The sequence below is a fragment of the Saprospiraceae bacterium genome (assembly GCA_026129545.1).
In the GTDB taxonomy this organism is placed as follows: Bacteria; Bacteroidota; Bacteroidia; order Chitinophagales; family Saprospiraceae; genus M3007.
Genome location: JAHCHX010000001.1, coordinates 2,844,344 through 2,871,196, shown reverse-complemented (window position 1 = coordinate 2,871,196; position 26,853 = coordinate 2,844,344). Strand labels below are relative to the sequence as shown.

The following is a 26,853-nucleotide window of genomic DNA, read 5'->3' as shown; positions in this document are numbered from 1 at the left end:
AAGGAGGCAACGGCTGGCACCGTTACCTCCCGACCGACTCGCCAGAGTCCCCGGTAGCACCGAAATGGCCGGGCAAAACAAGCAGAGTAAGGCCTTACAAAATTTTCCAAATTTATGAAAAATCTAAAACCTCATCAGAGGCAAACGAAAAACTGGGCTTTGCTGCTCATCTGTCATTTTGGGGCCATGTTTTTTGCCCCAACAATTTCTGTTCATGCCCAAGCCTTGTCGGGAGGGTACGAGTGCGGCGTGTTCGAAAAGATAACCCCCGATGGGTTTCAGCCGAGCCAACCGGCCTACGCTGACCGTTTTGGCAACCGGTACACAGAAGACGAAATGGCGCTATGGAACCTGAACCAGCAATCCAACCACTGCGACCAGATTGAGGACTTCACGCTCATTTTTGAGAATAATCAGAACAATCCGTTTTCAAACGACGAGATAGAAACGATTTGTGACGTTTTTGACTATCTTTCTGGTTTGATAACCGCCCAATCTGGCGAAAGAGCGGTCATCAGGTTAAGAAAAGACCCTGCCTTGGGAATTGGTGTCGCTGCAGTAGGTACGCCCTTTTTTCCCAATCAATGCGGCCTTGGCCACAGTCTTGTACACCAGCAGTTGTTTACAGGCGGAGTAAATACACCCCAACACGGGTTGATCGCGGTGAACGCCAATATCTCTAACTTCTACATTGGGCCTTCGGCGGGTATTGGGCTAAATCAGGTGGATTACTACACGGTCATATTGCACGAAGCGCTCCATGTCATGGGCTTTGGATCACAAATAACGCCCAACGGCGCCCCAGCGCAGGGTTTCTACACCCTATGGGACTTGAATATCGTCAACAACGACGGAGAGCACATGATTCTCTCAACAATGCCAAGCACTAACGGCAGTTGTTGCGCGGATTATGTTTTCAACAGCGCCGATTTCCCCGGCATGCCCAATCTGGTTTGGAATCAAAACTGCGGCCCGGCCAATGTCAAATTTGACGTGGCGCAACTGCCCCCGGTCAATGGGGAATACGCAAGTCAAGACCCACAAACTTTCATGAACGTGCTGAGCCATTTGGATCGCACTTGCGGTTCAGAACATTATGTAATGAATTCGGGCATACCGCCGGGGGCCGACGGTGTGCAACGAACCCTAACCAATGCTGAAACGGCAATCTTGTGCCGCCTTGGTTATCAGACAAGTGGGTGCATGCCTGACTGCATCGTAATTGCAGAAAATGACGGTGCGTTCTTTGTGGCGCAAGGGCAATCAATTACCGTCGATATATCGACGTTGCTCGCCAATGACTTTCCGTCCAATGCGACATTCAGCCTGATGACGAATTGCGGGAACACGAGCGGTATTGGAGTGACTTCAAATGGAACGCAAATTGTCGTACAAGGCAACGATCTGGGTGTTTACACTTTTTGCTATTCGATTACAGGTTGTAATGGGCTACGGTGTGATGTGGCGACCGTTCGAATAGTAGTCACCAACCCGGCTCTTGCCGAGGCTTGCGAAAATCTGGAAGATTGCCAAATCAACCCATTTGTGGACTTCGAGGAGTTTGGAAGCGATGAAGAGCTCCGTCAATTGTTAACGGCGGGCAATAATGGATTCGGGTTCGCACAACAATCTTGGGGAGGCTGGGACAATACTCCCGACCTGGTTGCTTCACCAGCAGGCTATTGGTTCATACCCTGCAATGTGCCTTTCGCACTTGCCACTACTCCAAGCGGGAATCAATTCCTGCGTTTTGCAATGAGCAGAAACAATGGTATTAATTATGCGGAAGGGGTGTCATTGCCACTCTGTGAGCCCATTTTTCCCGGCATGTCGGGTATTGTAACGTTTATAGCAACTTCATCAGATCGTTGCCAAATTTATGGGCCGGAAGTCAGGGCTGAATTTTCTGAAAATGCACCAATAGCCGGACAAATTGTCTATAACAATCCCGGCATTTCCAGCCCTTCTTGGTTTGTTCCTATCGTGTCAACGGTGAGCACAAACCCGGCATTCACAACTTATGCGATACAGTTTACGAACCAATCTGAGGTCTGCTGGAATTATTTATATCTCAGTTCATTCACCGAGGTCGAAATGCCGGGTATTCTTGCGGCTATATTTATAGACGCTGTCCGCGTGGAGATAAACAACGACCTGCTTGAGATGCTTGATGTAGCGACAGGTGTTTCGCCCGAAAACCCGTGCCTTGGCGATCAGGTAAACATGACCATAGAAATCTGCAACAATGTCGGATGCGACGGCAATACTTTCTCCAACCCGGCAACTCTCGTCACAGCGCAGCTCCCTCCGGGTCTGACTTTAATTCCCAACGCGGACTTCCCATCCCTGACACACCTCGTCAATGAAGGCGATATCCCCCCCGGCGGTTGCGTAGTACTGACCCTTGCGCTCCAGGTAAGCAGCGACGAGGCGTTCGACGGACAGACTTTGCCAATAAACCTGCAATTCAACCCATTGGCCCCTTGCTTCGATGGCGCAACGTTGAACGCGGGAAACGTGACGCCGATGATATGCACGTCTGAGTTCGCCTGTCCCTGCACTGGATCGAACGACCTTAACATTGATGCCGGAGACGCTCCCGTTGACCCCAACCAAACCATTTCTGGCCTATCAGTCACCAACACTCCCCTCGGTGGTGGCCAACCAATACAAAACTCCTACAACAACAGTGGCAAATGCATAGCTGTACGAGGCCATCTGCTGATTGACAACGATTTCACATTAAACATCGACGGCGGAGAAATTCGGATGCAGCCCGGCGCCAAAATCATTGTGAAAAACGGGGCAACCCTGAACATGAAGGGCATAAATGGCGGCGCTTCCTCCGACCCGGCCCAGAGAGGCATTCACGGTTGCGAGCAAATGTGGCGAAGCATCGTGGTAGAGCAGGGCGGAAAGTTGAATTTGAGCGGTAACATCATTCAAGACGCCGAGTATGCCGTGGATGTAAAAGGCGGCAGCGATATGCCATCCTTTGATGCCTCCAACAACGATTTCGACCGCAACCATGTGGGCATTCGCGTCAACGGCGCGGTCGTGCAAGCCCTGCCTTTTCAAAAAAACAAATTCCGGGCGACTTCAATTTTGTTGCCGGTTTACAGCAGTGGCATTACCAACTGGATGCCCCTCCGCTCCTATACAGGCATGGAATTGACATCTACGGCTTTCACTGTTGGCGTATCGGGCGATATGGCTTCTGAAAACCTGTTCGCAGGGCCGGGCCTTAGAAATGGCATCCTCTCAGTAGGTGCTTTTTTGAACGTCTATTACGCAAAGTTTACTCAAATTTTTGGAGCGATAAACTACAACCAAGCCAATTCTATTGGCAATACTCAATCAGGCGTTGCAATTCACGCCCGAAGCGGCGGCAAGGTGACCGTGCACAATTCAACTTTCGGGGGAGAAGGCTCTAACGGGTGGCGGGCGATTTACGTTGGGCGCTGCAACCTCGAAGCAAAATGGAACGATATGTACGACATTACCTCCGGCATATACGCCACTCCGGGGGGGCAAGCCACGGAAATCACCATACAGGAAAACAAATTTAGGGTGACGCTGCCCAATTGGGGATTTGGGCAAAACGCCTATTTGATAAACAATCTAAGTCCTGGAACCCACATCAAAATTCTCAACAACAATCCCATCCAAATCAAGGGTGCCGGCCCGGCCATTTTGCTCACCAATGACCCAAACAACGTCGGCACAACCACCCGGCGAGTTTCGGGCAACCACATTTACCACAGCCGAAGATTCTACGAAGGTATAAAAGCGGAAAATTCCAGTAACTGGACGATGGATAACAACCACATCTTCTACTCCGGTTTTCCCAGCGGCAATATCTTTACGCAAATAACCCGGGGCGTCTTCCTGTCCAATTCCGACAAATGCCTCCTCCGCGACAACGAAATAAGGGCCACTGACGGCAGCTTGATTGGAACCACCATGCACGGGATTGAACTCCTGGGCTCTCAACGCTGCACCCTGTGCTGCAACCTCACCGACGCGACCACAGTGGGCAATTTCTTCATGGGCAACTGCGACCCCACTTACCTGCGACACGAACAACTGCACAACCACTGGATCGGCCTCGACTGCCGGGACATTGGCACCGTCATCGGCGACCAGAACTGGGCCGGCAACCAGTGGCTCGGAACTTACGGGATGCTGGGGGCTTGGCATTCGGGAAGTCAGGCAAACGTAGAAGGCTCTGAATTTTTTGTCGAAGGCCCCCAAACGACGACGTATTGGCCTCCAAGTCGTGAGCCTGACGACGCGGATGTTTGGTTCAGGCAACTCCCCGGCAGTTCAAATGATTGCAGCGCGGCCGACGCGCTCTGCCCCAACCTCCCTCCAGCGGTGGCGCCCAACGGCCCGCGCGACCTGACCGAAAATGAGATTCGAATCGCTACCGGGACATACGCAAGCAGTCACATGTATGACCAAGCCACGCAACGAGAGGGCGAGCGCAGCCTTTACCGAGAAATGAAAACCAACGTCTCTTTGTTCGGACAGGATGCTTTCGCAGACCAGTTTTTTGCCTCTACGAGCACAAGCACGATTGGACAACTTGACTATGTGGAAAGTCAGTTCCAGACACTGGGCGCTGTCCCAGAAAACGACCGCGCCCGTCTTTTGCAGATTATACACGACATGGACAGCCTTGCCCAAGTGCGCAACCAAATAGACCTGCTTTATGCGAGCGCTCAAAATGCCGCCGACTCGACGGTATTGAACACCAGGAAAACGACCTGTTTTGCCTCCGCACGTTCCTTGCTGATGGAATGGTCAGAAATCCGCGACAATGCCGAAGCCGCTTTGGCGGCAGAAATACCCGGCATCCTTGCACTGAACAACAGCATTGCTTCAAGCGACACTTGGGTTGCCAACCGCAAAACGGTCAACCGGATTTATCTGGAGGCCATCGCATCGGGCGTTGACACCGCCACGCAGCAACAAATCAGCGATTTGCTTGCCGTAGCCAACCAATGTGCCCTGGAAGGCGGCGACGCGGTGCTTCAAGCGCGTGCCATTTACAACGCTTTGGCTGAAGAACCTCTGATGCTCAACGACATGGAAATCTGCGAACTGGGTGTCGGTGAGCGGAGCGACAAATCGGTTGCCGGGCAAAATCATACAGCACATCAGGTGAGCATAGCGCCAAACCCTGCCCGCGATGTTTTTACTCTCTGGGTACAGGGCGTGGAGCCGGGCGAGATGCTGCGCTTGCAGGTGCTGAATGCCAACGGCGTTTTGGAAAAAGAACTGCTCGTGGCAAACGGCGCTGCCATCCCATCCGCTTTCAATCCGGGGCTGTACTTCTGCCGGGTTTATGTCGGCGAAGAACCCGCCGATGTGTTAAAACTGGTCATTATTCATTGATTCATAACCTGACCGGGGAGGCCTGCATTGGCTTCTCCGGTCTTTTTTACAGCACATGAAACACAGCATTTTATTGTTAGCCTGTTTCCCATTTCTACTGATTGGTCAGGGACATGAGAACACCATGATATTTGGGTATGCTGGCGGCAGCGCATCGCCCGATGACCCCGCCTTTGGTCTGAACGTGCTGACTTTTACCGATGGCAGTTTACAACTTTCCGACAACCAAGAGAGCGAATGTTTTTTCAACGATACAGACGCGGCGATAAGCGACAGCGAAGGCAACTTGCTGTTTTATTTCAACGGTATTGATATTTACAACAGGGCGCACCAAATCATGGAAAACGGCGACACGCTCAATGAGTACAAACCAACGGGGTATGACCTTCCGCAAGGCGCAATCATTATTCCGTATCCTGAAAAAGAAAATAATTACATACTATTCCACATGGAAGAAGGTTATGTGGCGCCTTGGGGCAATACAGGCGTGGGGCTATATTATTCCGTGATTGACATGGAAGAAAACAACGGACTGGGGAAAGTGGTGCAGCTCAAGCTACCGCTGGTAATTGACACATTGGAGTACGGCAAATTGGCGGTTGTCAGGCACGCCAACGGGCGTGACTGGTGGCTGGTCACCGGAGAAAGTTGGAAAAATACTTTTTATCGGATTCTAATTGATCCGGGAGGAATACATTTAGCCGGCAAACAAACAGTGGGGGTACATCGGGTGGATGGCATTGGTCAAGTTTCTTTCTCGCCCGATGGAACTAAATATGTCATGTTTGCTTCTGTAGGAGCAGCAGGTTATTGGCAATATGTTGATATTTATGATTTTGACCGTTGCAATGGTTTATTCAGTAATCATGAACATTTTGAACTTACGGGCAATTCGGGTAATGGTGGGGCGATTATATCGCCCAATTCCAGATGGCTGTATGTTCCATCAAAAGATTGGCTATACAAATACAATCTAAATGCAAATCCAATAGAGATAACAAAAGAAATAATTGGAACTTACGAGCCATTTAATGACCCCTTCCCCACTAAATTCCATCGAGGCTTTCTCGCCCCAGATAATAAAATATACATCATCACCACCAGCGGCTCTCGCACCCTGCACGTCATCCACAAACCCGATGAGCCGGGAACCGAGTGCGCTTTCGAGCAGCATGGCATCCGGCTTCCATGCAACAACAACAGCAGCCTGCCTACCTTCGCCAACTACCGCCTCGGCCCGCTCGACGGCTCGCCCTGCGACACCCTCGGGCTGGACAACCACCCCAAGGCTTGGTACCGCTACGAGCAGGACACCCTCGACGCGCTGCACGTAGAGTTCACTGATTTGTCGTACTACGAGCCGGCCACTTGGTCATGGGACTTTGGTGATGGCTCGGCAGGAAGTGTGGAGCAGCACCCCGCACACCAGTTTCCGCAGCCGGATGTCTATCAGGTCTGCCTCACGGCGAACAATCAATACGGCTCGGACACGCACTGCAAGATGCTTTACATCGGCGTGTCGGCGCAGCAAAACCCCGTGCTGCAAACACAGGTGCAAGTGTGGCCTAATCCATTCCGCGACAGGCTGGCAGTGGCATTGAGCGCAAACCTTCGCAGCCCGGTGTTCAGGATGCACGATATGACGGGGCGGTTGGTGCAGCAAGCACCGATGACTTTGGGTGTCAACGAAATAGTTACTGCCGACTTGCCACTTGGCATATACTTTTGGGAGGTTTTGTCTGGTGGCTTGAGGGTTAAAAATGGGAAACTGTTGAAGGGTGTAGAATAAAATGCCACTAACAACGGATGTGCGAAAATGCCTCCTATATGTCGCCACTTCGCACATCCAACCGTTAGCGGGAAGTATTATCAAGAAAAACAAAAAAGACGTTAAAAACGAATGGAATACCATCTAATAAATATAGGAGCGGAGGCACTAAGAAAAGCCGCCCTAAATGAAGAAGCAAAGAAGTTTGTGCTTCAAAATGAAAAAATGTTTAAGGTACTAAAAATGGCGGCAGACCGTTACATAGGTGGCGAAACCTTAGAAGAGGCTATCCTGTCTGTTCAAAATCTGAATAGAAAAGGATATGTGGTTACTACTGATTTTATGGGCGAAAGTATCCGCAATGAAAAAGAGGCAAACGAGGCTACACAAGAATTTATACGTTTTGCAAAAATTATAAAGTCAGAAAACCTCAATTCTTCCATTTCATTAGACTTATCCCACATTGGGCTATTAGTTTCGAGAGATTTGGTATGCCAAAATCTTGCTTTGATTTGTGAAGCTGCTGCAAAATCAAAGCAAGAGGTAGTCATAAGTATGGAAGGCACTGACCGCACTGACGCAATTTTAGATATTTACAAACAAACCCTTAAAAATTACCCGAATTTGGGTATAACTATACAAACTTATCTACACCGAACCAAAGATGATTTTAAAGACCTTCTTAATCATTCGGGTAGCATAAGGCTGGTAAAAGGTGCGTATGATGTTCCCAAGCATTTAGCTATGGAAAGAGGTGAAAAGCTTGATGAAATCTATTTGGATTATACAGCCCAACTTTTGGCTAAAAATCACCCCTGTGCCATTGCTTCTCACCACGAAAAAATACATCAAGCCACTGCCCAACTCATAGACCATCACAAACCTACCAAATATGTTTTGGAAAGGTTGTTGGGCATTTGTAACGAGGAATTTGAAACGTACAAAAACAATGGTTATAAATGCCGTATATACTTGGTGTATGGCAAAGAATGGTACTTGTATCTTTGTAATCGTTTGGCAGAGTACCCCTTAAATTTGTTCAGGGCTTTGGCTGATATAGTAGGATAAAAACGATAAGGCAGTGTTTTAGTTATACACTGCCTTTTTTCCTGTTCTTGCCAATTGTATTTCGCCCCATTCACAAATAACCTCAATTATTGGAGTAAGTGTTTTTCCGTATTCGGTCAAAGAATACTCAACTCTTGGCGGTACTTCAGCAAATAATTCCCTTTTTATAATTCCATCAGCTTCCAACTCTTTGAGTTGTTTTGACAACATACGACTTGAGGCAGTTTCCAACAATTCCATCAAATCCTTGAACCGTTTATTGCCTTGCGTCAAATAATAGACCACAATGGCTTTCCATTTCCCACCAATTACAGCAAAAGTGGCTTCTACCGGACAATCAAAATCAAAATTTCTCATCAGTTGCTTTTTTTAATTTGTTTCAAAAATAAATATAAACAAACAGATACAAAACAGTAAGCAAGTTACCTAAATGTAACTATTGAAGCTCGTATAAAGTAAAGATGTATTTTTGAGGAAATTTATTTAAAACAATTCTTAAAATGAAAAAAACACACTATCTCATTTTGGCACTTAGCACTTTGTTTGCCTGCCAACCACCCCTTTCCCAACCCAACAAAGAGGAGGTTTTTAAACTAACCAAAGCCGCTAATGATGCTTCTCTACAAGGGCATATTGAAAAAAATGCCGATAAAATCATTGCCGTCTATACCGAAGATGCCGTAGTTTTACCACCTAATGGTGTAAAACCAATTATAGGATTGGATAGTATCAAAAGATATTATCAAAATTCTTTGAAAGGTGAAGGCAAAAGTATTGAAATCACTACGGAAAATCTGCGATTTGATGTAATTGACCAAAACAATGCTACTGAATTGGGCAAGTATAACATCAAATATCAAGCAAGTGATACCTCAGCCGTTACAGTCTTTAAAGGTGAAATGCTGATTGTTTGGAAAAAACAAAATGGGCAATGGAAAATTTATTTGGATATGTGGCACTAATTCCTAAATACAAAAGCCCGAAGAGAATCGGGCTTTTGTATTACTGTGTTAGCCTTGAAAAACGGTTCTGTGCTGTTGTACCCAATTTTCTATGGCAGTCATTTGAATAGGTAGTTTTTCCAAAACCTTGGACATTTCAGGCGAAAACATCACGGGGTATTGCTTGGTATCGTGAATTTGTTGGTACATTATTTCTGCCCCTTCGCCCCAAAGACCGTCTAAAATTTTGCCAAAATCTTTGGGAGGCATCGGGTAGTAAGTAATATGCTCACCTAAACCCAAAGTGAATTTTTCGGCTAATTGTTTACCATTGAGGTTTTCTAATCCGCTTACTTGAAACGACTGACCCGCCAACTGTGGCGAATAAATGGCTTCGGCTACCAAAGCCGCTACATCTTGCGTGGCAATCCACCCTACGGGCATTTCTTCTGGAGTAGGATAAGCCACTCTTTTTTCGTTTTTAACGAAGGGAGCAGTCCAAGGTCCTAATAAGTTTTCGGCATACACCGAAGGCTGAATAATGATATTTGGAATACCGCTTTCCTGCAAATAGGCTTGAATATCAAGACGAATGTCCAACGCAGGATTGCCAATTTTCACGGGCAAAATAAATCCACTTGTATTCCAAACTATCAGTTTTACACCATTGACAACTGCCGCATCAATCGCATTTTTGGCATACTGAAACCCATCAGCAGGATTTGCCAAAAAAAATGGTATAAGCAAGGAAACAGCCTCAATACCTTCATTGATTTCTTTCAATCTTTGTGCGTTATCCATATTCGCAAGCAAGACCTTCGCCCCTGTTGCTTCCAAACGGGCTATGTTATCTGCTGTATGTGTGGTCGCTACAACGCTTGCACCTTTGTTTTGTAAGGCTTTGATGACAGGAAATTGTTGAGAGCCTGCCGCCCCATACACTAAAACTTTCATTTTTTTCTTGATTAATGTGAAACATTGATGCAAAACTAACTATCTTTGCTATACAAAATATACTACTATACAAAAGGATAGTGGTATATTAAAGTATAGTAACTTGAAAACCAATTATTTGTATGTATAGCAAAAACGAGTGTAAAGAGTTTATCCGCCCCGTGCGAGATGTGATAGAACTTATTGGCGGCAAATGGAAACTACCCATCCTGATAGCCCTTTCGTTTGGTAACAAACGTTTTGGAGAATTGGAAAGAGATGTAGAGGGCATTACCCCGAAAATGCTTTCCAAAGAATTGCGGGATTTGGAAGAGAACAAATTAGTACAAAGAACTGTGTATGACACCATACCCGTAACGGTTGAGTATAGCCTAACCCCTTATGGTAGGACTTTAGATGAGGTGATAGTTTCGCTCAGGGATTGGGGCAAAACTCACCGCAAGAAAATATTTGAGAGTAGCCCAACAGAGTAAGTTGCTTATACCTCGTGCCGCCAAGTTTTCAGCATGGTTGGAAGGATGAGATCACGTTTACTAAACTTCAAAAGTTTAGTAAACGTTACCCTAGACGATGCTGAAAACTTGGCGGCGCGAGGTATACACCCGCAGGTTTCACATCCTTTAAGTGTCTGAAATGGAACTACGCCTCCCATACCGCACCAGATAAATTGCTTGCATTTTTTTTAACTGGGTCAAAATAATATTTTGGGATGGCCGCGTTGCCAAAGCCAACATGTGGCTCAAGCGCACAGTTTTGTTCGCATTCGGTGGGATTGATTTCTTCTTTTTGGCAGTAAGAAGCAAAAGCCAGCAGAGATACTAGAATTATAACCTGTCTCATGTTGTCGAAATTTAGTGATGAACAATGATTCGTTTACTCCCAATAATCTCATTCTCCCGACGGATCATCAGATAATATGTGCCTGACGTGATGCCCGACAGGTTGAGTTGGGCTTTAGGAGCGTTTATTTTTTCCTGCCTGACGATACGGCCTCCATTGGACACCAAAACTGCGCGAACGTTTTGCCCAATGTCAAAATCCGCCGGGAACTCCACCTGTACATAGTCGCTCGCCGGATTGGGGTAAATCTTGATGTCTTTGCCTTTCAAAAAAACTGCCTCTTTGGTATCGGTGATGTAGTTGATATTGCCACAACCCGGTTCGAGGCAGCCCATGGAGTCCAGTTTGAGCAGCCAGTTGTGCGACTCCCAAACCCCGGTCATATAATTGGTGATGGTTCCTGTGGCCAAGTAGCCGCCGTCGCTGGTGGGGATAACGTGCTGCAAGCCGAAAGTTCGACCTTGATAGGTGCTGTCTATGTACGAGCGCTCCCAAAGCACTTCACGGTTTTCGTCCATTCTGAACAGCCAGCCGAATAACTTGGGACTGCTTAAGTTGATATAGTTAGGGTATTCGTACCCACAGCCGATAAGACCTTTTTCCCATACAGGCTCCATGTTCCTGATTTCCTTAAGGGTCTGGTTTTGGAATACAACGGTGTCCAACACATTGCCCGACATGTCCGTGAAAAAGATGGCAGGTGGGGTAAGGTCATGGTTTGGTATGGTCGTGTTGTCAACGTACCATTTGACAGCGAGATGATGAGAATCAACCTGTGATATTAAACATTCATATGGATCAAATGAGTAAGGTAGATCAAGCCCCCATTTAAGATTGCCACTTGTATCAAATGCTACAACTCCTGCTTTGAAATCCAAAAAACAGCCACCTGGACAGTACACGAAACTTGATATACAATCACCATTAGTGCTTGCGATCGATTTAACGGCAATAGTTGCTAAATTATCACTACCGTAATAGATTTCATTTAACTGATTACCGTTAATGTCTGAAATTACAAAATATAAAATTTGAGCAGCGATATTATTGATATTGCGGTCTTGTCCTCCACAAAGCACCCATTTGTCGCCCCAAAGAGCCAATCTTGGAAATTTATTGTTCTTAGTCGAGTCACCGTAGACTTTATTCCAAACAACTTCCCCAAGGCTATCAATACAGTATAAGGTATACCGGGAATTGGATTCATTTGTATGGCCTGCTACATAGATCAGGTCATTATGCACAACCAATGTGTTTGATCCCTGATGAAAAGGATATTGTTTGAACCATTCTATGTCACCGTATTGGTCTAATTTAGTTAGAGTACAACACTCTTTGTTTTTATTTAAACAAGATGAGAAAGATAAGAGTAAATATCCGTCATTTATTTCTTTGACAATAACTCCGTTCTCTGGATTTAACTGAAAATTAGAGAAAACTTTGGAGAAAGTAGTCTGCTGTGCATTAATCACATTCGTCCAGCACATCAACAGGAATATCGAGCATAAGTATCTCATCTTCGTTAAAAAATAATCGGCGGTGCAGAATGATTCCGCACCGCCGATGGGTGAAGGTTTAGTGTTGAACGATGAATTTTGCGCGGTGCGCTACTTTGCCCTTGTCACGGATGACCAAGAAATAAACGCCCTCTGGCAGGTTGGCCACACCAAGCACTCGATTAACTTCTTTTGCGCCAATCGGTTGGGAAAGATGCTGTCTGCCCAAGAGGTCAACAACCTGAATCTGAGCATCGGCACTTGCCGACAGCGCAGGCCAGGTGACGACCAATTGGTCGCTTGCCGGGACGGGATATATTTTTAACCCGCCCGCTGCGACACGCCCCGTCGGGTTGCCCCGTTCTTCCGGGAAGTCGTACTCGTCCCAGGGCAAACGCATCAAAACCGAGGTTTTTTTCCCGATATTGATCGGATAGAGCGCATTTGTTACGTTTTCTGTTGACACTGATTTTTTCAGTTTTGGCCTTCAAAAGGTTGAGGGTCATTTTTCGGACCGTAGAAAAGTTTTGTGCGGCATTTCGGATTCGTTTTCTGCTTTGGTCTTCACCGAAGACGACATCCAGTGCCCAGTGCAGTTGATTTTCCACATTCCAATGGGAACGGACAAGTCGATTAAAAGCCGGGGCATCCATGGCTAAACTACTGATATATACCTCGTGCCGCCAAGTTTTCAGCATGGTTGGAAGGATGAGATCACGTTTACTAAACTTCAAAAGTTTAGTAAACGTTACCCTAGACGATGCTGAAAACTTGGCGGCGCGAGGTATAATATCGAGTTTCATTTTCTACGACACCAGTTGAGAGGATCGTGCGTTGGGATTGAATTTCAACAACTGATTTTAATCCTTTCCAATCAGGTGCCCGACCCCAAGAAGGAAGCGCTTCGGCAGGTAGTACGCGGCAAAGCCGGGATTCTTTTCTGCCGTGATTTTTCACTTCCCAAAGTTCTTTGTCCGCATTGGCTTGTTCCTCTTGCTTGGAGAATGCCGTGAAGACTGCTAAACTAAGCGCTTCTTGATTGTCTTTTAACCCCATAATGTAGTCACCGCCTTTGTCGACGATCTTTTCAGTAATCGTTTTTTGGCACCCCATGGCATCCAGAGTGATAATGCACCCAGAAATTTCCAAAAAATCCAAAATGACCGGTATGGCTGTGATTTCGGTTTGATTTCGTATCGGTTTTGTATTGAGCCAGACATAGTTGCAATTCATGACACCAGTCATGAATCAAATGGACGGCCGATTTGCCACCCCGTGCATGTGGCGTTTGTTGTTCTTTTTTGGTGGCGCTGCCCCGCAGTTTCTTGCCATCAATGCTAATCACAGTGCCCTGAGGAAGTTCGATGTCCATTGTCGCCCAATTGATGAAGCATGCTTCGAACACTCGATAATCAATCATCGAAATTACCCGATTTACTGTGTCATGCGACGGAATACCGTTCTCGTAGGACAAATATTTGCGCAACCAATCGAGTTTCTCTTCCCCAAAATCAACTATCTCATCCCATTCCTCAAAACCACTCAGCACAGCACTGGTAGTCAAAAACAGAATTTCAATGAGTGGATACAACTTACTGCGGTCAATTCGAGGGTCTTCGACAGAGCCAAAGGCTTCCAGCAGATTGCCCAGCCGATTTTGCGTACTTCTCATCACAAATTGTTTTTGCCGGAAAGGTAGCCTCTGCGTTCATTTTTTCGTCGATTTTGATGCGTTTGCCCTGGCCGTACCCCGGCGGCGTTCCTCCAATTGATTCGATATACTCCCTAATCGTTGTGCAGGTGCTCATCTGAGCTGCGAACTGTTGCTCAAACATCCCCACACCGCCGGGAGGTGAATAGTTGCTTGTGTTAAGGATAAATCCCGAGTCAAAAAAGAAAGAGCCTGCTCCATAATATATGTTTGGTCCTGTAACATCATCCCATATTTGCTGTCCTGCAAAAAAATTTCCGATATCCTCCAACAATTCGCCAACTTCCCTCCAAAACACATTCCACCAGTTTCTTTGGCGCGGTTGCCAACAGCATCTGTTCTGCGCTCCGCCGACAACCAAGCCGTCCAGCGAAATATCCTGAACTGCCGTGGCGCCGCCTTTCGCTTTTACTATCTTTCCATGGAGCAATCGGGCGACTTTTCTCAACGTGTCTTGGTCATCTATCATCATCATGCCATTGAAAAGACTCGTTGAATCCAATGGTGCTTTGTTCGATGTATATGGTGACAGCGAATCTGCTTGCCAAGCCAGCAAAACGCTTTGTATGACTCCCAGACCGTCTTTGTAAAAAGCGAGATTCCCGCCGTGCCAGTTGTCCTGATAAAGCGACGCGGTATCGAGCGCAGTGAGGATGACAGGCACGGATGCTTTGCTGTAGGTATATGCGCTGGCCCAATTCGGAATCAAATCTAGGGGCAATTTTTCGTCAGTACGTTCGGCCACGCCATGTTTGCCATACTTGGCAATCACCTCTTCCAATGTTATGGCTCGGCTGAACGAAGGGGAAGGAGGTTGTTCAATGCAGTCTTTCTTGCAGCCAAAAAGGATGGAGACGAGCAAAAGCAAGGCAGCAAGAGGTCGAAACCCGACCAATGAGAGGTTATTCATAAAATGAAGATGTTTTGACAGCCTTAGGTTTTTCCTGCCTTGCGCGCTGGTGGGGATGCCTTTGCCGTCGGGTGAAAAAATGTTTTGCCGCGACAAACGTAAAGGCTTTTTGCAATTTAGGTAAATTTGCCTAAATTGTTTATTTGCAACCTCTTGAACCTCGTAGTGTGAAATACACCACTTATCCGGCTGGGCTTAGAGCTTTCGGCAAGAGAATGAGAGCGTTGAGAGAATCTCAAGGCCTCTCGCAAGAGGCGTTGGCATGGAAGGCCGACTCCGAACTCAGCCAGATAAGTCGAATGGAGCGAGGCATCATCAATGCCGGGCTTAGTCAAGTTTTCAAGATTGCCCAAGCGTTGGATGTCCATCCAAAGGAGTTGTTCGATTTTGAATTGCCGAAGGAAGAATGACTCAATAGGCTTGGAAAGCCACTCACCCGCCAAACCGTTTCTGCAGCTCCTCCAATTCAAAAGTGATGAAACAGCTCCGCCCCGACGGGCTGCTGAACGGCACGACGCAAGCAAAGAGGCGGTCAATCAGGTCTTGCATTTCCGCCACGGTAAGTGGCTGGCCACGCCTCAAGGCGGCATTGCGAGCCATTGAGCGAGCCAGATTGTCTTGTGTGCCGAGCTCAAGTTCCAAATTGTCCTTGTATTGCGCCAGCACTTTTTCCAGCAAGGATTCTTCCGAGATGCCGCTCAGGTCGGCAGGAGTGCCGTGAATGATGAACGCATTGCCCCCAAATGCCGCGATTTCAAAACCCAGTCGGTTCACTTCGTCGAGGATGTCGCGCAGCAGGGCAGCATCGGCGGCGGGTAGTTCCAGCGTTTTTGGGAACAGCATTTTCTGCGTGGCGATGGGCTGGTTGCCCAAGGCATCCAAGTATCGTTCGTAGAGAATGCGTTCGCTGGCTGCTTGTTGGTCAATGAGCAAAAAACCCGATTTGAGGTGGCTCACGATGTATTGCCCGTGAATCTGATACGGCTCTTTTTGGCCTTTTGAGAAAGAGCCGGCATCGTCGTCCATGGTAAAGTTCTCGGCACTACTTCGGATTTCAAAATTGAGTGCGGACGCCATCTCAACATCGCTATTTTCCGTAGCGGGGACATTTTTTTCTACTGTCTCCAATCCTTCGTAGAGGCGCTGCCAGTGGCGCAGGTTGTCGTCGTGTCGGGGGTCGTTGTCGCGGCGGGGGCGGTATTCGCCCACCGAAGCAGGGCGCTCCGCTTCGGGTCGCAAGGAGGGGATGCGTGTGGGCGTGGCTTGAAAAGCAGGCTCCTGTTCAAAGTCGAGCGTCGGGGTGACGTTGTGGCTGCCCAGCGCGTGGCGGACGCTGACTTTCAGGTAGTTATAGACTAATTTTTCGTCGTCGAATTTGATTTCCTGTTTGGTGGGATGCACGTTGATGTCAATGCGCGTGGGGTCAATGTCGAGAAAAAGGACGTAGAGTGGGAAGGTATCGGAGGGCAGCAAATCCTCGTAGGCGCTCACCACGGCATGGTGGAGGTAGTTGCTTTTGATGAATCTTTTATTGACGAAAAAGAGCTGCTCGCCCCGCGCCTTTTTGAAATAGTCTGGTTTGCCTACGAAGCCGCTTATTTTCAAGATGTCGGTTTCCTGCTGCACGGGCACGAGTTTTTTGTTGACGATTTCGCCAAAAATCTTGACCACGCGCTGGCGCAAGTTGCCGGGTGGGAGGTGAAAAATCTCTTGGTCGTTGTGGTGCAGGGAAAAGAAGAGGTCGGGGTTGGCCATTGCCACCCGTTGAAATTCGTCGAGGATGTGGCGCATTTCCACGGGGTCGCTTTTCAGGAAATTGCGGCGAGCCGGGACGTTGAAAAACAAGTTTTTAACCGAGATACTTGTTCCGGGAGGGCATTGGCAGGCCTCCTGTGTTTTCACGGAGGAGCTCTCCACCATGAGGCGTACGCCCAATTCGTCGGTGGCGCGGCGGGTGCGCATTTCCACTTGCGCAACGGCAGCGATGGAGGCCAATGCTTCTCCTCTGAAACCCATCGTATTGATGGCAAACAGGTCTTTGGCTTCTCTGATTTTGGAAGTGGCGTGGCGCTCAAAACTCATGCGGGCATCGGTTTCCGACATTCCGCAGCCATTATCTATGACTTGTATGAGGGTTTTTCCCGCGTCGCGTACGATGAGTTTTATTTGAGTGGCACCTGCGTCAATGGCATTTTCCATCAACTCTTTCACCACTGAGGATGGGCGTTGCACCACTTCTCCGGCGGCAATTTGGTTGGCCACATTATCCGGCAACAGTTGAATAACGTCGGTCATGGTCGGGAGCGCGTCCGTAGTTTTTGTTTGTTTGCAGCTCAAAGAAGACGCGCGTTTCTGGCAAAGATACCGCGATTTTCGTTTATGTTCGGATAGTTTCTTGCTTTCGGCGGCTGGTGTTTCGAGGGCTTGTTTTTTAAAAACATTCTGAACACGCGAAAAAAAAGGGCTGTCAAGTGGATTGTTGGGCAGGCTTTATATTTTTGCCGGACTTTTTTGCATCACCACAATACGGATAATTGACATGGACAACATCCAAAACTCTCGCGGCAAGGGCTACTGCATACTCTACCTCTTTATGGGGCTGTTTTTCTTCGTGGCGCTGCTTTTGTTGCTCTACAATCGCAATTTCATTCTCGATTTCCCCAAATAATTATTTGATTTCCATTGGTTTAAAGGCGAAAGCCGCAAGAGTGTCCCAAACTCTTGCGGCTTTCTGTGTTTAAAAAACAGGTAGTCGCGCGGGCATTTCCCTGCTATTTTTTCTTGTCTTGCTCGGCAAAGACTTTTTTCAACAAGGGGCTGTTGCGCTGTCCGACATCGGTGCGAATGCCTTTTTCCTTTTTTTCGACAAGGCTGAACATCCCTACCAGCGCTTTCTTGGTGACGTGGTCATCTAGCTCTGGGTTGGTCTTGGTGACAAGCGGAAGTTTGTTGTAGGCCGTGACGGCGTTGCGCCAGTATTCGCGTGCGTTCACTTTGTCCAGCGAGCTTTGAATGACGGGCAAAAACTCCGTGTAGAGCTGGGTGCTGGTCGTTTTTTCCAAATATCGGGTGGCTGCGTCCTGATTGCCCATGAGGATGTTGAGCGCGTCCTGAAAAGTCATTTTCTTGATGGCGGACATGAAAATGGGTTTTGCTTTGGTGGCGGCATCCTCGGCGGCGCGGTTCATGCGCTCTGTCAGGTCAGCTTCGATGTTGGTGAAGCCCGGCACGGTCTTGAGCTTGTCCACCACCACTTGGGCTTCTTCCGGGACGAGGATTTTGTACGGGCTTTTAAAGTAGCCGTCTTTGGCGGAAAGGAAGTCCACGGCTTCGCTTATGCCAGCGTTGAGCGCTTCTTTCAGGCCGTTTCCGGCCTCTTCTTGGGAAAGCCCGCCCCCTTTGAGGGCTTTTTCAGTTTTTTTGATTAACCCATCCAATTGGGCATTGCCAAGTTGGAGGGTCAGGAGGGCGATGACGAGCAAGAGTGATTTTTTAAGCATGGATAAAAGTGCGTTGTGGTATGGTTCGGGCTATAAACGATGAAACAGACGCAAGGCAACCGCACGTCGGTTGGGATTAGCCAAAGATTAACAGCGAGTGTTTGCCAAAAAAGTCGGTGCCCAAATTTTGGTCACATCACCTGAAGGCCGTTACATTCGCGCAAACGAAGACCTCACATGGTGTTCTGGATAAGCATACTCTCTTGGGTGGGCGTGGTGTACGTCGGTCTGTGCGTGGTGTTTTACTTCGCGCAAGATTTGTTTTTTTTTCGCCCCGAACGGCTGCCCAAGTGGTTTTCTTACCAATACCCTTTTCCATTCACTGAGGTCAATTTCGACATGGAGGATGGCGGTGTGGTGAACGCGCTTCATTTTCGCGTGCCCAATAGCAAGGGGGTGGTTTTTTATATCAAGGGCAACTCGCGCAGCATCAAGGGTTGGGGCAAGTTCGCAAAGGACTTTGTGGGCAAAGGCTACGATTTTTTCATTCTCGACTATCGGGGGTTTGGCAAAAGCAAGGGCCGACGCACGGAACAAATACTGTATGCCGACTTGCAGCAGGTGTACAAATGGCTGGCTCGAGAGTATGGCGAGGAGCGCATCGTGTTGTATGGGCGTTCGCTCGGAAGCGGGTTGGCCGCTCGCATCGCCTCTTGGAATCAACCGCACATTCTCATTCTTGATTGCCCTTATTATTCGTTTCTCTACCACATATCACGCTACGGGTTTATTCTGCCGATTCGTTGGCTGCTGCGCTATCATATCCGAACCGACCGTTTCATCAGGAAGGTTCAATGTCCCATCCATATACTGCATGGGGTGAAAGACCGGCTCATCCCATTCCGCCAGAGCGAGATGCTCAAAGCCCTTGTGCCGGAACAAATCACCCTGCACCCCATCAACGGGGCTGGTCACAATAATCTGCCAGACTTCCCGCTCTACCATGATTTGCTCTACGATATACTCCACGCCGAAATAAAAGAGGCGACGCGAATGCGGGCCTGACGCTTCGTATCTTCGCGCCATGTCCTTCCCCATTCTTTACTCCGACGAGCATTTTGTGGCCATCAACAAACCGCCGGGTTTGCTCATGCACCGCACACGCATCAGCGAGGACACGGTGTTTGTGGTGCAGCTGCTGCGCGACCAACTCGGACTGCGCATATTTCCCGTGCATCGTCTGGATAGGGCTACCTCCGGGGTGTTGATTTTTGGGAAAACGTCAGAAGCGGCGGGGCGTTTGGGAGAGCAAATGATGGATAAATCGGTCACCAAAAAATATCTGGCGATAGTGCGCGGCTGGCCACCCGAAAACGGGACAATTGACTACGCCCTCGACGACCCCGATAGTGGCAAGGGCAGGCTTCCAGCAGTGACCCACTTCATGCGGCTTGGCACATCGGAGATAGATGCCCCCATAGGACTGCGCTACAAAACAGCTCGTTTTTCGCTGATGGAGGCACAATTGGAAACAGGACGCCGACACCAAATCAGGAAACATTTTGCTCACCTCAACTACCCGGTCATCGGCGACACGCGCCACGGCGATGTGAAGCAGAACACCTATTTTCGGGAAGTATTTGGCATGAAACGTATGTTGCTCCATGCGGTATCGTTGGAGTTTCGACATCCGTATCTCGAATCGCAGACGGTCGTTCGAGCGCCGGTGGATGCGGAATTTGAGCGAGCGTTGGGCATCACGGCGCTAAGTGGTTTTTTGCCAGAAGACATCCACGTCAATCCTACCCTTCTGTAAGTTTCGGCATTTTTGGCGCAAACTCCCCTACGAGTACCAAAAATGTCTGAGTTTCAGCGATTTTTGGACGGCGTATCAATGTTTGCCCAGCGAGACACACTTCATGGTCGGCAAAGAGACCGGGCTGACCAACCATGTCGAAAGGCTGAACAACACCTTGTGCCAGCGCATCAGCCGGCTCGTCCGAGAAAAACCCTCTCCTTCTCCAAAAAGGAGTATATGCTAAATCTGCACTTCAAACGCTTCGCATACCACTACAATTTAAATGTTGCCGGGTAAAAATTTCCACTACCAAAAAATGAAAACACGATGAAGGCCAAGCCGAAAACTGAAATTCACCCCGCCATAAAAATTCAAAGGAGCGGCTGCATTGAAATATCGCCCTCCAAAGGCATTGATGTCATTTCCCAGACTATACTTTTCATTCAGGATATTGTCTGCACCTGCGAACATCTCTATCCCCACTCTTTTTACCCGAAGTCCCGACCAACACACTTTTGCTTGCAACAAATTGTACTTGCTGGCATACACAGTGTTGCCGTCGTTCAATGGCAAACGCGCGGTGGAGTTTGATTCCACAAACAAACTGACATCCTGCGGAAACCGCATTGTAATTCCCAATACCATCACAGTCTGCGGGACGCCTGTAAGGCTGTTGCCTGAATAATCCGTAGTTGCGTCCTGATAGTTGCTGAATAAAAAGCGGCTGTAGGTATAACTTCCGGTCATCTGCATCGCCCGTATCACACCTGTCCTTTTGGGCGCGAGCAGCCATGCTGTGATGATTGACTCGACACCAGTTTGCTTTGTGCCTCCGGCGTTTGCAAAATACTCCGCCCCACTTTGGTCTAACCTACGCACGATGGCATTCGTCAAGTCATAACGAAACACAGATGCATCCATTTGTAGTCTGTCTTTCCATGTCGTTAGCCGAAGGCCGACTTCTCTGTTCCAGCCCGATTCGGGTTGAAGCGATGTATTAATCACATTGTTGGACGGCCTGATTTCGGCAAGTGTGGGCGGGGAGTAACCACGACTCAGCGTGGCACGAATCGCAAAGTCGGACGTAAGCAAGTAACTCACAGCGAAGCGGGGCATCCATTGGTCAGCAAATCTTCGGTCGCCTTCGGATGAGCCTGTGTATGAATATTTGTACTTGTTCAGGCTGACCGCCAACTCGGTGGTCAGACGCTCCTTGACGGTGGTAGTCAGTCTTGTAAAATAAAATATCTGAGCAATATCGAATTCGTCTTGGGCCAGTTGCGCGCCTGCGGTGCCTCCATTGTTTTGATAATTCGAGATATCCTGCCATCCCTTCTGGCCTTCCAGCCCGAGATTCCATTTCCAGTTTAAGTTTGAATTTTCCTTGCCGGCGAGTTCCATGTACGTTCTGATGCCCAAGTTCTTTTCATTTCTTATTTCGTAGTTCGTGATAAACGGGTTTTCAAAATCGGTATTAGTACCAAAAACAGAGGCGACATAGCGAAGATTGCCCGGAAGATGGAGTTCATTCGTGATGCCCGCGAAAAATGTTTTGTTGTAAATACCAGCCTGCTGCTCTACTGCCCCGGGGTTTGGTCCTGCGGCTAGTCGTGCTTGTCGCGGGTTCGCATCGTATTGTGCTTGTGTCAGGCCTCCGGGTGTTCTGTACTGCAAGTCGGAATAAAAAGCCAATAACTTCACGCTGTTGTTGTTTCTATATGACCAGCGTTCGGCGGCTTGCAGATAATGCCGTTTCATAGCGGTATTTTCGCGGTAGCCGTCCGAGCGTTGATAAGCCTGATTGAAAGAAAACTGAGACTTCCCCGATGAAATTTTCAACGCTGCGTTTTCGTGAAACAACCCGTAGGAGCCTCCATTCAAGCCAAGCGATACCTCACTGCTGTCTCTTTTTTGGCCTTTCAAATCAAGCAACACAACGCCTCCCGAATTTGCCCCGAACAAACTGCCATCAGGGCCTTTGAGTATTTCGATGCGTTCAATCGCGTTGGCATCGAGCAAATTGATGTAGGTGTTGCCACCCGCGTCGGTCAAAGGAAACTCGTCCATATACACCTTCACGTTGCGCACGCCAAAGGGTGAGCGCAGCAGGCTTCCTCGAATGGACAGGCGATAACTGCCCGGAGAGCGCTCCTCCATCCGCACGCCGGGTATGAGGTTCAACACAGGTACCAACGAATGAGCAGCGCGTTGACCCAATTGCTCGTTATTGACAATTCCAATGGATGCGGGTGTTTGCAACAGGGGCTGCCGCGACAAATAACCCTGCACCACAACTTCCTGAATCTGGTGCAATGAGTCAATGGATGGAGCCGACTGCCCAAAAACTGGATTGGGGGCTGCAAGAAAAATGCAAACGGCGGCGCATGGGAGCAGTAGGAGCGTAGATTTTTTCTTCATTCCTTTACAAAGAGCGATTGAGGGGCAAAGAAAGTTGTCCTTTGGGTTATCCCTCGCAAACACGATGACTTACCTTTTACTAATTTCCCACCTTGCTTGATGAAAACACCGAGCAAGGCGAGCCAATCGGTAGCGGAACCAAATTGTCAGGCGCCCCTCTACTCGAGGAGTGTTAGGTGCCGTGAAAAATCAAAAAATCACCGACATTCGTAAAAACTTAGTCAGCCTACAAGCGCAGAAAACTCAGTTGACAGGCTTATATGTTTTTGACAGGATTTACAAGATTTACAGGTTCAATGAGGCGGCTTCGCTGCGAAAAACCCTGTAAACCTTGTAAATCCTGTCAAAATTCAATGTCTGCTCTCCTGCCTATGTTTTTACAAAAATTCTTGAAAATGAGGGCCAAATGAGCAACATCTCTGAAACCGTATTCAACTCACAAAAACATACTATGCTGTTTCGATTCACTGCTTACGCCCTCGTGGCGACTTTTTTTGTCGCGTCGGGTTTCGTTCCGACCCATAAAAAACAAACGGGTAAACCACCGCTCACAATTGTGACCGACAATACTTGGGATGTCAGCGGCCAGAAAACGAAGTTTGGCGAATACCCGCTGTCGGCAGAACGGATAGCCTCACCAACGTCGCCGCTGCTCGGCGGGACCTACAAGGCGGTGGCCGCAGAACATAACGGGCGAGGGAAGCTCGTGCCCGGCACCGTGCCCATCTGGCGCAACCGCAAAGCTGACGGGGAAGGGGAGGCCTACCAGTTTCGCAAGACTGTGACGCTCGGTGCCGAACCTATCCAAAAAATCACGCTGGAAATCAACTGCGACGATGTGGCCCGCGTCTATATCAATAAGCGGCTGGTTAGTGTCGAAAAGCGCGATGGAAAACTGAAAGACGGGTACGACAAATGGTTCCTTTTCCGCAGCGTGAGCGGCTTCATGTTCGACAGAATCTACACTTACGACGTGACGGACTACTTTTTCACCAACGTCACCAACACAATACTGGTCGAAGCCGTCAGCCTTGCGTTCGATGGCAGCCACGCCTACCTGAGTGCCAAGATTGTGATTGAATTCGCACCGACCCCAGAGCCGACCCCTCCAGCAAAAGCAGCCGCGCCAGCGAAACCCAAACCCGAAGCCAAGCCGAACACAAAGGTCGAGACACAAAAGCCCGTCTCCGCCAAGCCTACAGCGGATAAAGAAAATACCGTGTTCGAGGCTGGCCGCGACCCCGAGATTGAAAAACTGCGCGTCGGCAGCACTCTCGAGCTCGGCCACGTCTATTTCAAAGCTGACAGCTACCAGCTCGACACCGCCTCCTACCGCACACTTGCCGCTCTGGCGAGCTTCATGAAGCGCCACCCCGGCCTGAAAATAGAAGTTGGCGGCCACACCAACCTGCGACCCAGCGACCGTTTCGCCACCGAACTATCCACCAACCGCGCCCGCTCCGTCATGCGCTACCTGACCGATAATGGCGTCGAAGCCGACCGAGTCACATATAAAGGCTACGGGAAAACCCAGCCACGCATCAATGTCGTTTCCGAAGAAGCCGACCGCGCGAATCAGCGGGTGGAGGTGAAGGTGCTGGCGAAATGATGGACAAGCAGCGGCATGGCCGAATGCGTTCCCGAAACTTTCAGAACTAACCCCAATGAACGGCTCGCTCCAAGTTTCCCCTAAAAAGAAAAGCCTTTTCGCCATAAGTATAACAGCCCGCCGCTGCCCTGCCCACAACTTTGCCCCATCAAAATCAAATTTTGTAAAAAAATGAAAAAGACAATTCTCATCACGGGCAGCAGCAGCGGAATCGGCAAAGCCGCCGCTAAGTATTTTTCGGAAAAAGGCTGGAACGTGGCAGCCACGATGCGCAAGCCGGAAGATGAAAAAGAGCTCCGGGAAAGCGCCAATCTCAAGCTCATCCGCCTCGACGTACAGGACGAGGCATCCATCGCCGAAGCGGTGCGGAAAACCATCGCCGCCTTCGGCAAAATTGACGTTTTGGTCAACAATGCGGGCTACGGACTAGCTGGCGTGGCGGAATTTATCGGCGAGGCGGACATCCGCAGACAGTTCGATGTCAATGTTTTTGGCGTGATGGCAGTGACGAACGCCGTTTTGCCGCACTTCCGGGCGAACCGGTCGGGGCGCATCATCAATGTTTCGAGCATGGGCGGCAGGGTCACATTCCCGCTTTTTTCGTACTACCACGCCACCAAATTCGCCGTCGAAGGGTACAGCGAATCCCTCAACTACGAACTCAACCCACTCGGCATTGACGTGAAAATCATCGAGCCCGGCGGCGTGAAAACCGACTTCGGCGGCAGGAGCATGGACATGGTGAAAACCGACAGCCCCGATTACCAACGCTTGCAGGACAAACTCGTGGCGGCACTCTCCGACGGAAGCAATATCCCGACCGAGGCAAAAGCCGTGGCTAAGGTCATTTTTCGGGCGGCGACCGCGAAGGGCAGCCGGATGCGCTATCTCGTCGGGTCCGATGCCCGCATGATGTGGACGGTCAAAAGGCTCTTCGGGACCACGTTCCAGCAAAAAGCGGTCAAATCATTTTACAAAATCTGAAAAACGAGCATGGACAGCATCCTGAAATATTTCAACGGCGAAAAGGCGCAGTGCACCATCGGGTTGCTGGTCGCCATCGTTTTCATCCTCGTTGCCGGCTATTTTCTATGGCTCCAAAATCCGGTTCTGAAAGGCGTGGCCTACGTCACTCTGCTGGTTTCGGTATTGCTGGGGAGCATTTGCGCCGGGGTGGTTTGGCGCACGCCGAAGGACATTGCACGGGTCAGTTCGTTCTACCAATCCGCCCCCGAAAAAATGCGGACGGAAGAACTCCCCCGCATGAAAAAGGTGATGTCGTCTTTTTCCATCATCAAAAAAGTGGAAATCGTGCTCGTCGCGGCGGGCGTGCTGATGTTTTTCTTTTTTGGAAAAAACGACCTCCTGCGGGGCATTGGGATTGGGCTGGTGGCAATGGGCTCGCTGGGTTTTCTTTTCGACCATTTGGCGGAGGCGAGGGGAAAAATCTATTTTGATTTTTTGAAAAAACTATGAAGTTTACGGTCAATGCTTAAAATTACCTGTTATCCAGATAAGTGAGATTAAACAGTGGAAATACACAAATTAAAATGCTGCACTTCAAATCCATCGGGCAATTGCTCGAAGCGTTCAGGGCTCCGAAAACGAGGCATCCGCTATTTCACTTGATGAGTTTCGATGCTTGCGAGCTGGAGCAATACCAACAGCTGCCCGTCTTCACGGCCGACCTGTATTTTGTTTTTTTCAAAAAAATCGTGGAAGGGCAAATCCTCTACGGACACAGCCGCTACGACCACACACAGGGCACTTTGTCTTTTTTCAAACCCCGGCAGGCCATCGAATTTCAGAAAACAAAGTGCGACGAGCGGGGCTTCATCATCGCCTTTCACGAGGATTTTTTGCTCAACACGCCCCTGTTCGACCCCATCAAACGGCTCGGCTTTTTTGACTACGACGTACGGGAATCGCTGCACGTTTCGGATGCGGAAAAAGCGGTCGTCTGGCAACATTTCGACCTGATGGAAGCCGAGTACCTGGCCCACGAAGACGAGTTCAGCCGCGAACTCATCGTGGCGCAACTGCAATCGTTGTTCGTCCATGCCAAACGTTTTTACAAACGGCAGTTTTTGCACCGTCAGCCGCTCAATTCCTCGCTTTTTGCCCGTTTTCAAAAGGCTTTGGCAGCCAATTACGCCAATGAGCAAGTCGAATACCGCCTGCCCACCGTGGCGGCGCTCGCCGAAAAACTCGCCCTTTCGCCAAAATATCTAAGCGACTTGCTCAAAGCCGAAACAGGCAAAACCGCCCAAGAACACATCCACCTTTTCGTGGTGAACGAGGCAAAAAACTTGCTGAAAAAACCGGAACTGAACGTGTCGGAAGTGGCGTACCGATTGGGGTTTGAGTACAATTCGCACTTCACCAAGTTTTTCAAATCAAAGACAGGCATGAGTCCGACGGCTTTTTTGGCGGGGGAGAATTAGCGACCTTAACGCAACCGCGCCGGATGGCCCCGCCGCATTGCGCCAAAACGGGACAT

At 48.9% G+C, this 26,853-nt stretch carries 24 protein-coding genes and 1 pseudogene; 13 read left to right on the top strand and 12 right to left on the bottom strand.

What is annotated here, in order from left to right:
- Window positions 1-114 precede the first annotated feature (114 nt).
- From KIS77_11080 to KIS77_11070, 3 genes are all read left to right on the top strand, one after another.
- Window positions 115-5,400, top strand: a complete 5,286-nt coding sequence (locus KIS77_11080; GenBank protein MCW5922879.1) for a hypothetical protein — start codon at window positions 115-117, stop codon at window positions 5,398-5,400.
- A gap of 55 nt (window positions 5,401-5,455) precedes the next feature.
- On the top strand, window positions 5,456-7,189 hold the full coding sequence (locus KIS77_11075) for a PKD domain-containing protein (GenBank protein ID MCW5922878.1): 1,734 nt from the start codon (window positions 5,456-5,458) through the stop codon (window positions 7,187-7,189).
- A 111-nt stretch (window positions 7,190-7,300) separates the two neighbouring features.
- The gene (locus KIS77_11070; GenBank protein MCW5922877.1) at window positions 7,301-8,236 is read left to right on the top strand and encodes a proline dehydrogenase family protein; all 936 of its coding nucleotides are present in this window, start codon (window positions 7,301-7,303) and stop codon (window positions 8,234-8,236) included.
- Window positions 8,237-8,254: 18 nt separating this feature from the next.
- On the opposite strand, the gene KIS77_11065 is transcribed toward KIS77_11070, so the two are convergent.
- Window positions 8,255-8,593, bottom strand: coding sequence for a helix-turn-helix transcriptional regulator (locus KIS77_11065; GenBank protein ID MCW5922876.1), 339 nt, complete (start codon window positions 8,591-8,593; stop codon window positions 8,255-8,257).
- A gap of 143 nt (window positions 8,594-8,736) precedes the next feature.
- On the opposite strand from KIS77_11065, the gene KIS77_11060 reads away from it, so the two are divergent.
- Window positions 8,737-9,198 (top strand): nuclear transport factor 2 family protein, encoded by a 462-nt coding sequence (locus KIS77_11060; protein MCW5922875.1) that lies wholly within the window; start codon window positions 8,737-8,739, stop codon window positions 9,196-9,198.
- 48 nt (window positions 9,199-9,246) lie between these two features.
- Here the strand turns inward: KIS77_11060 and KIS77_11055 are convergent, their stop codons facing one another.
- Window positions 9,247-10,131: an NmrA family NAD(P)-binding protein gene (locus KIS77_11055; GenBank protein ID MCW5922874.1), complete on the bottom strand. Its 885-nt coding sequence runs from the start codon at window positions 10,129-10,131 to the stop codon at window positions 9,247-9,249.
- 122 nt (window positions 10,132-10,253) lie between these two features.
- On the opposite strand from KIS77_11055, the gene KIS77_11050 reads away from it, so the two are divergent.
- Window positions 10,254-10,604 carry a helix-turn-helix transcriptional regulator gene (locus KIS77_11050; GenBank protein ID MCW5922873.1) on the top strand — a complete coding sequence of 117 codons (351 nt, stop codon included), beginning with the start codon at window positions 10,254-10,256 and terminating at the stop codon, window positions 10,602-10,604.
- Window positions 10,605-10,770: 166 nt separating this feature from the next.
- On the opposite strand, the gene KIS77_11045 is transcribed toward KIS77_11050, so the two are convergent.
- The 7 genes from KIS77_11045 to KIS77_11015 form a co-directional block, all read right to left on the bottom strand.
- Entirely contained in the window at window positions 10,771-10,971 is a 201-nt protein-coding gene (locus KIS77_11045; GenBank protein MCW5922872.1) for a hypothetical protein, read from the bottom strand.
- A gap of 11 nt (window positions 10,972-10,982) precedes the next feature.
- A complete protein-coding gene (locus KIS77_11040; GenBank protein MCW5922871.1) occupies window positions 10,983-12,458 on the bottom strand; it encodes a T9SS type A sorting domain-containing protein in 1,476 nt (491 codons plus the stop codon).
- A gap of 88 nt (window positions 12,459-12,546) precedes the next feature.
- Window positions 12,547-12,759, bottom strand: coding sequence for a T9SS type A sorting domain-containing protein (locus tag KIS77_11035; protein MCW5922870.1), 213 nt, complete (start codon window positions 12,757-12,759; stop codon window positions 12,547-12,549).
- On the bottom strand, window positions 12,701-13,165 hold the full coding sequence (locus KIS77_11030) for an ISAs1 family transposase (protein MCW5922869.1): 465 nt from the start codon (window positions 13,163-13,165) through the stop codon (window positions 12,701-12,703). Before KIS77_11030 ends, KIS77_11035 begins: the two co-directional genes overlap by 59 nt.
- A 55-nt stretch (window positions 13,166-13,220) precedes the next feature.
- Window positions 13,221-13,625, bottom strand: a complete 405-nt coding sequence (locus tag KIS77_11025; protein MCW5922868.1) for an ISAs1 family transposase — start codon at window positions 13,623-13,625, stop codon at window positions 13,221-13,223.
- On the bottom strand, window positions 13,555-14,139 hold the full coding sequence (locus KIS77_11020) for an ISAs1 family transposase (GenBank protein ID MCW5922867.1): 585 nt from the start codon (window positions 14,137-14,139) through the stop codon (window positions 13,555-13,557). The genes KIS77_11025 and KIS77_11020 overlap by 71 nt, the downstream gene beginning before the upstream one ends.
- Window positions 14,069-14,959, bottom strand: coding sequence for a hypothetical protein (locus KIS77_11015; protein MCW5922866.1), 891 nt, complete (start codon window positions 14,957-14,959; stop codon window positions 14,069-14,071). Before KIS77_11015 ends, KIS77_11020 begins: the two co-directional genes overlap by 71 nt.
- Window positions 14,960-15,255: 296 nt before the next feature.
- Between KIS77_11015 and KIS77_11010 the strand changes: the two genes are divergently transcribed.
- Window positions 15,256-15,498 (top strand): helix-turn-helix transcriptional regulator, encoded by a 243-nt coding sequence (locus tag KIS77_11010; protein MCW5922865.1) that lies wholly within the window; start codon window positions 15,256-15,258, stop codon window positions 15,496-15,498.
- 22 nt (window positions 15,499-15,520) lie between these two features.
- On the opposite strand, the gene mutL is transcribed toward KIS77_11010, so the two are convergent.
- Together mutL and KIS77_11000 are read right to left on the bottom strand one after the other, a co-directional pair.
- Complete coding sequence (gene mutL, locus KIS77_11005; GenBank protein ID MCW5922864.1) at window positions 15,521-17,383, bottom strand: DNA mismatch repair endonuclease MutL; 1,863 nt, start codon at window positions 17,381-17,383, stop codon at window positions 15,521-15,523.
- A 476-nt stretch (window positions 17,384-17,859) separates the two neighbouring features.
- A complete protein-coding gene (locus tag KIS77_11000; GenBank protein MCW5922863.1) occupies window positions 17,860-18,588 on the bottom strand; it encodes a DUF4197 domain-containing protein in 729 nt (242 codons plus the stop codon).
- A 177-nt stretch (window positions 18,589-18,765) separates the two neighbouring features.
- Between KIS77_11000 and KIS77_10995 the strand changes: the two genes are divergently transcribed.
- The 3 genes and pseudogenes from KIS77_10995 (at window position 18,766) to KIS77_10985 (ending at window position 20,557) form a co-directional block, all read left to right on the top strand.
- Window positions 18,766-19,593, top strand: a complete 828-nt coding sequence (locus KIS77_10995; GenBank protein ID MCW5922862.1) for an alpha/beta fold hydrolase — start codon at window positions 18,766-18,768, stop codon at window positions 19,591-19,593.
- 19 nt (window positions 19,594-19,612) lie between these two features.
- The gene (locus KIS77_10990) at window positions 19,613-20,344 is read left to right on the top strand and encodes a tRNA pseudouridine(65) synthase TruC (protein ID MCW5922861.1); all 732 of its coding nucleotides are present in this window, start codon (window positions 19,613-19,615) and stop codon (window positions 20,342-20,344) included.
- Between the two features lie 22 nt (window positions 20,345-20,366).
- Window positions 20,367-20,557: pseudogene (locus KIS77_10985) on the top strand (IS1 family transposase).
- Between the two features lie 75 nt (window positions 20,558-20,632).
- Here KIS77_10985 and KIS77_10980 read toward each other — a convergent pair.
- On the bottom strand, window positions 20,633-22,744 hold the full coding sequence (locus KIS77_10980) for a TonB-dependent receptor (protein ID MCW5922860.1): 2,112 nt from the start codon (window positions 22,742-22,744) through the stop codon (window positions 20,633-20,635).
- A 406-nt stretch (window positions 22,745-23,150) separates the two neighbouring features.
- On the opposite strand from KIS77_10980, the gene KIS77_10975 reads away from it, so the two are divergent.
- From KIS77_10975 to KIS77_10960, 4 genes are all read left to right on the top strand, one after another.
- Window positions 23,151-24,353 carry an OmpA family protein gene (locus KIS77_10975; GenBank protein MCW5922859.1) on the top strand — a complete coding sequence of 401 codons (1,203 nt, stop codon included), beginning with the start codon at window positions 23,151-23,153 and terminating at the stop codon, window positions 24,351-24,353.
- A gap of 171 nt (window positions 24,354-24,524) precedes the next feature.
- Window positions 24,525-25,337, top strand: coding sequence for an SDR family oxidoreductase (locus KIS77_10970; protein MCW5922858.1), 813 nt, complete (start codon window positions 24,525-24,527; stop codon window positions 25,335-25,337).
- Window positions 25,338-25,346: 9 nt separating this feature from the next.
- On the top strand, window positions 25,347-25,829 hold the full coding sequence (locus KIS77_10965; protein MCW5922857.1) for a hypothetical protein: 483 nt from the start codon (window positions 25,347-25,349) through the stop codon (window positions 25,827-25,829).
- A 74-nt stretch (window positions 25,830-25,903) separates the two neighbouring features.
- Window positions 25,904-26,797 carry a helix-turn-helix transcriptional regulator gene (locus KIS77_10960; protein ID MCW5922856.1) on the top strand — a complete coding sequence of 298 codons (894 nt, stop codon included), beginning with the start codon at window positions 25,904-25,906 and terminating at the stop codon, window positions 26,795-26,797.
- Window positions 26,798-26,853 lie beyond the last annotated feature (56 nt).

Coding starts and splice junctions, on each gene's coding strand:
- KIS77_11080 (MCW5922879.1), top strand. CDS start 115: ATGAAAAATCTAAAACCTCATCAGAGGCAAACGAAAAACTGGGCTTTG.
- KIS77_11075 (MCW5922878.1), top strand. CDS start 5,456: ATGAAACACAGCATTTTATTGTTAGCCTGTTTCCCATTTCTACTGATT.
- KIS77_11070 (MCW5922877.1), top strand. CDS start 7,301: ATGGAATACCATCTAATAAATATAGGAGCGGAGGCACTAAGAAAAGCC.
- KIS77_11065 (MCW5922876.1), bottom strand. CDS start 8,593: ATGAGAAATTTTGATTTTGATTGTCCGGTAGAAGCCACTTTTGCTGTA.
- KIS77_11060 (MCW5922875.1), top strand. CDS start 8,737: ATGAAAAAAACACACTATCTCATTTTGGCACTTAGCACTTTGTTTGCC.
- KIS77_11055 (MCW5922874.1), bottom strand. CDS start 10,131: ATGAAAGTTTTAGTGTATGGGGCGGCAGGCTCTCAACAATTTCCTGTC.
- KIS77_11050 (MCW5922873.1), top strand. CDS start 10,254: ATGTATAGCAAAAACGAGTGTAAAGAGTTTATCCGCCCCGTGCGAGAT.
- KIS77_11045 (MCW5922872.1), bottom strand. CDS start 10,971: ATGAGACAGGTTATAATTCTAGTATCTCTGCTGGCTTTTGCTTCTTAC.
- KIS77_11040 (MCW5922871.1), bottom strand. CDS start 12,458: ATGTGCTGGACGAATGTGATTAATGCACAGCAGACTACTTTCTCCAAA.
- KIS77_11030 (MCW5922869.1), bottom strand. CDS start 13,165: ATGCTGAAAACTTGGCGGCACGAGGTATATATCAGTAGTTTAGCCATG.
- KIS77_11020 (MCW5922867.1), bottom strand. CDS start 14,139: ATGAGAAGTACGCAAAATCGGCTGGGCAATCTGCTGGAAGCCTTTGGC.
- mutL (MCW5922864.1), bottom strand. CDS start 17,383: ATGACCGACGTTATTCAACTGTTGCCGGATAATGTGGCCAACCAAATT.
- KIS77_11000 (MCW5922863.1), bottom strand. CDS start 18,588: ATGCTTAAAAAATCACTCTTGCTCGTCATCGCCCTCCTGACCCTCCAA.
- KIS77_10995 (MCW5922862.1), top strand. CDS start 18,766: ATGGTGTTCTGGATAAGCATACTCTCTTGGGTGGGCGTGGTGTACGTC.
- KIS77_10990 (MCW5922861.1), top strand. CDS start 19,613: ATGTCCTTCCCCATTCTTTACTCCGACGAGCATTTTGTGGCCATCAAC.
- KIS77_10980 (MCW5922860.1), bottom strand. CDS start 22,744: ATGAAGAAAAAATCTACGCTCCTACTGCTCCCATGCGCCGCCGTTTGC.
- KIS77_10975 (MCW5922859.1), top strand. CDS start 23,151: ATGAGCAACATCTCTGAAACCGTATTCAACTCACAAAAACATACTATG.
- KIS77_10970 (MCW5922858.1), top strand. CDS start 24,525: ATGAAAAAGACAATTCTCATCACGGGCAGCAGCAGCGGAATCGGCAAA.
- KIS77_10965 (MCW5922857.1), top strand. CDS start 25,347: ATGGACAGCATCCTGAAATATTTCAACGGCGAAAAGGCGCAGTGCACC.
- KIS77_10960 (MCW5922856.1), top strand. CDS start 25,904: ATGCTGCACTTCAAATCCATCGGGCAATTGCTCGAAGCGTTCAGGGCT.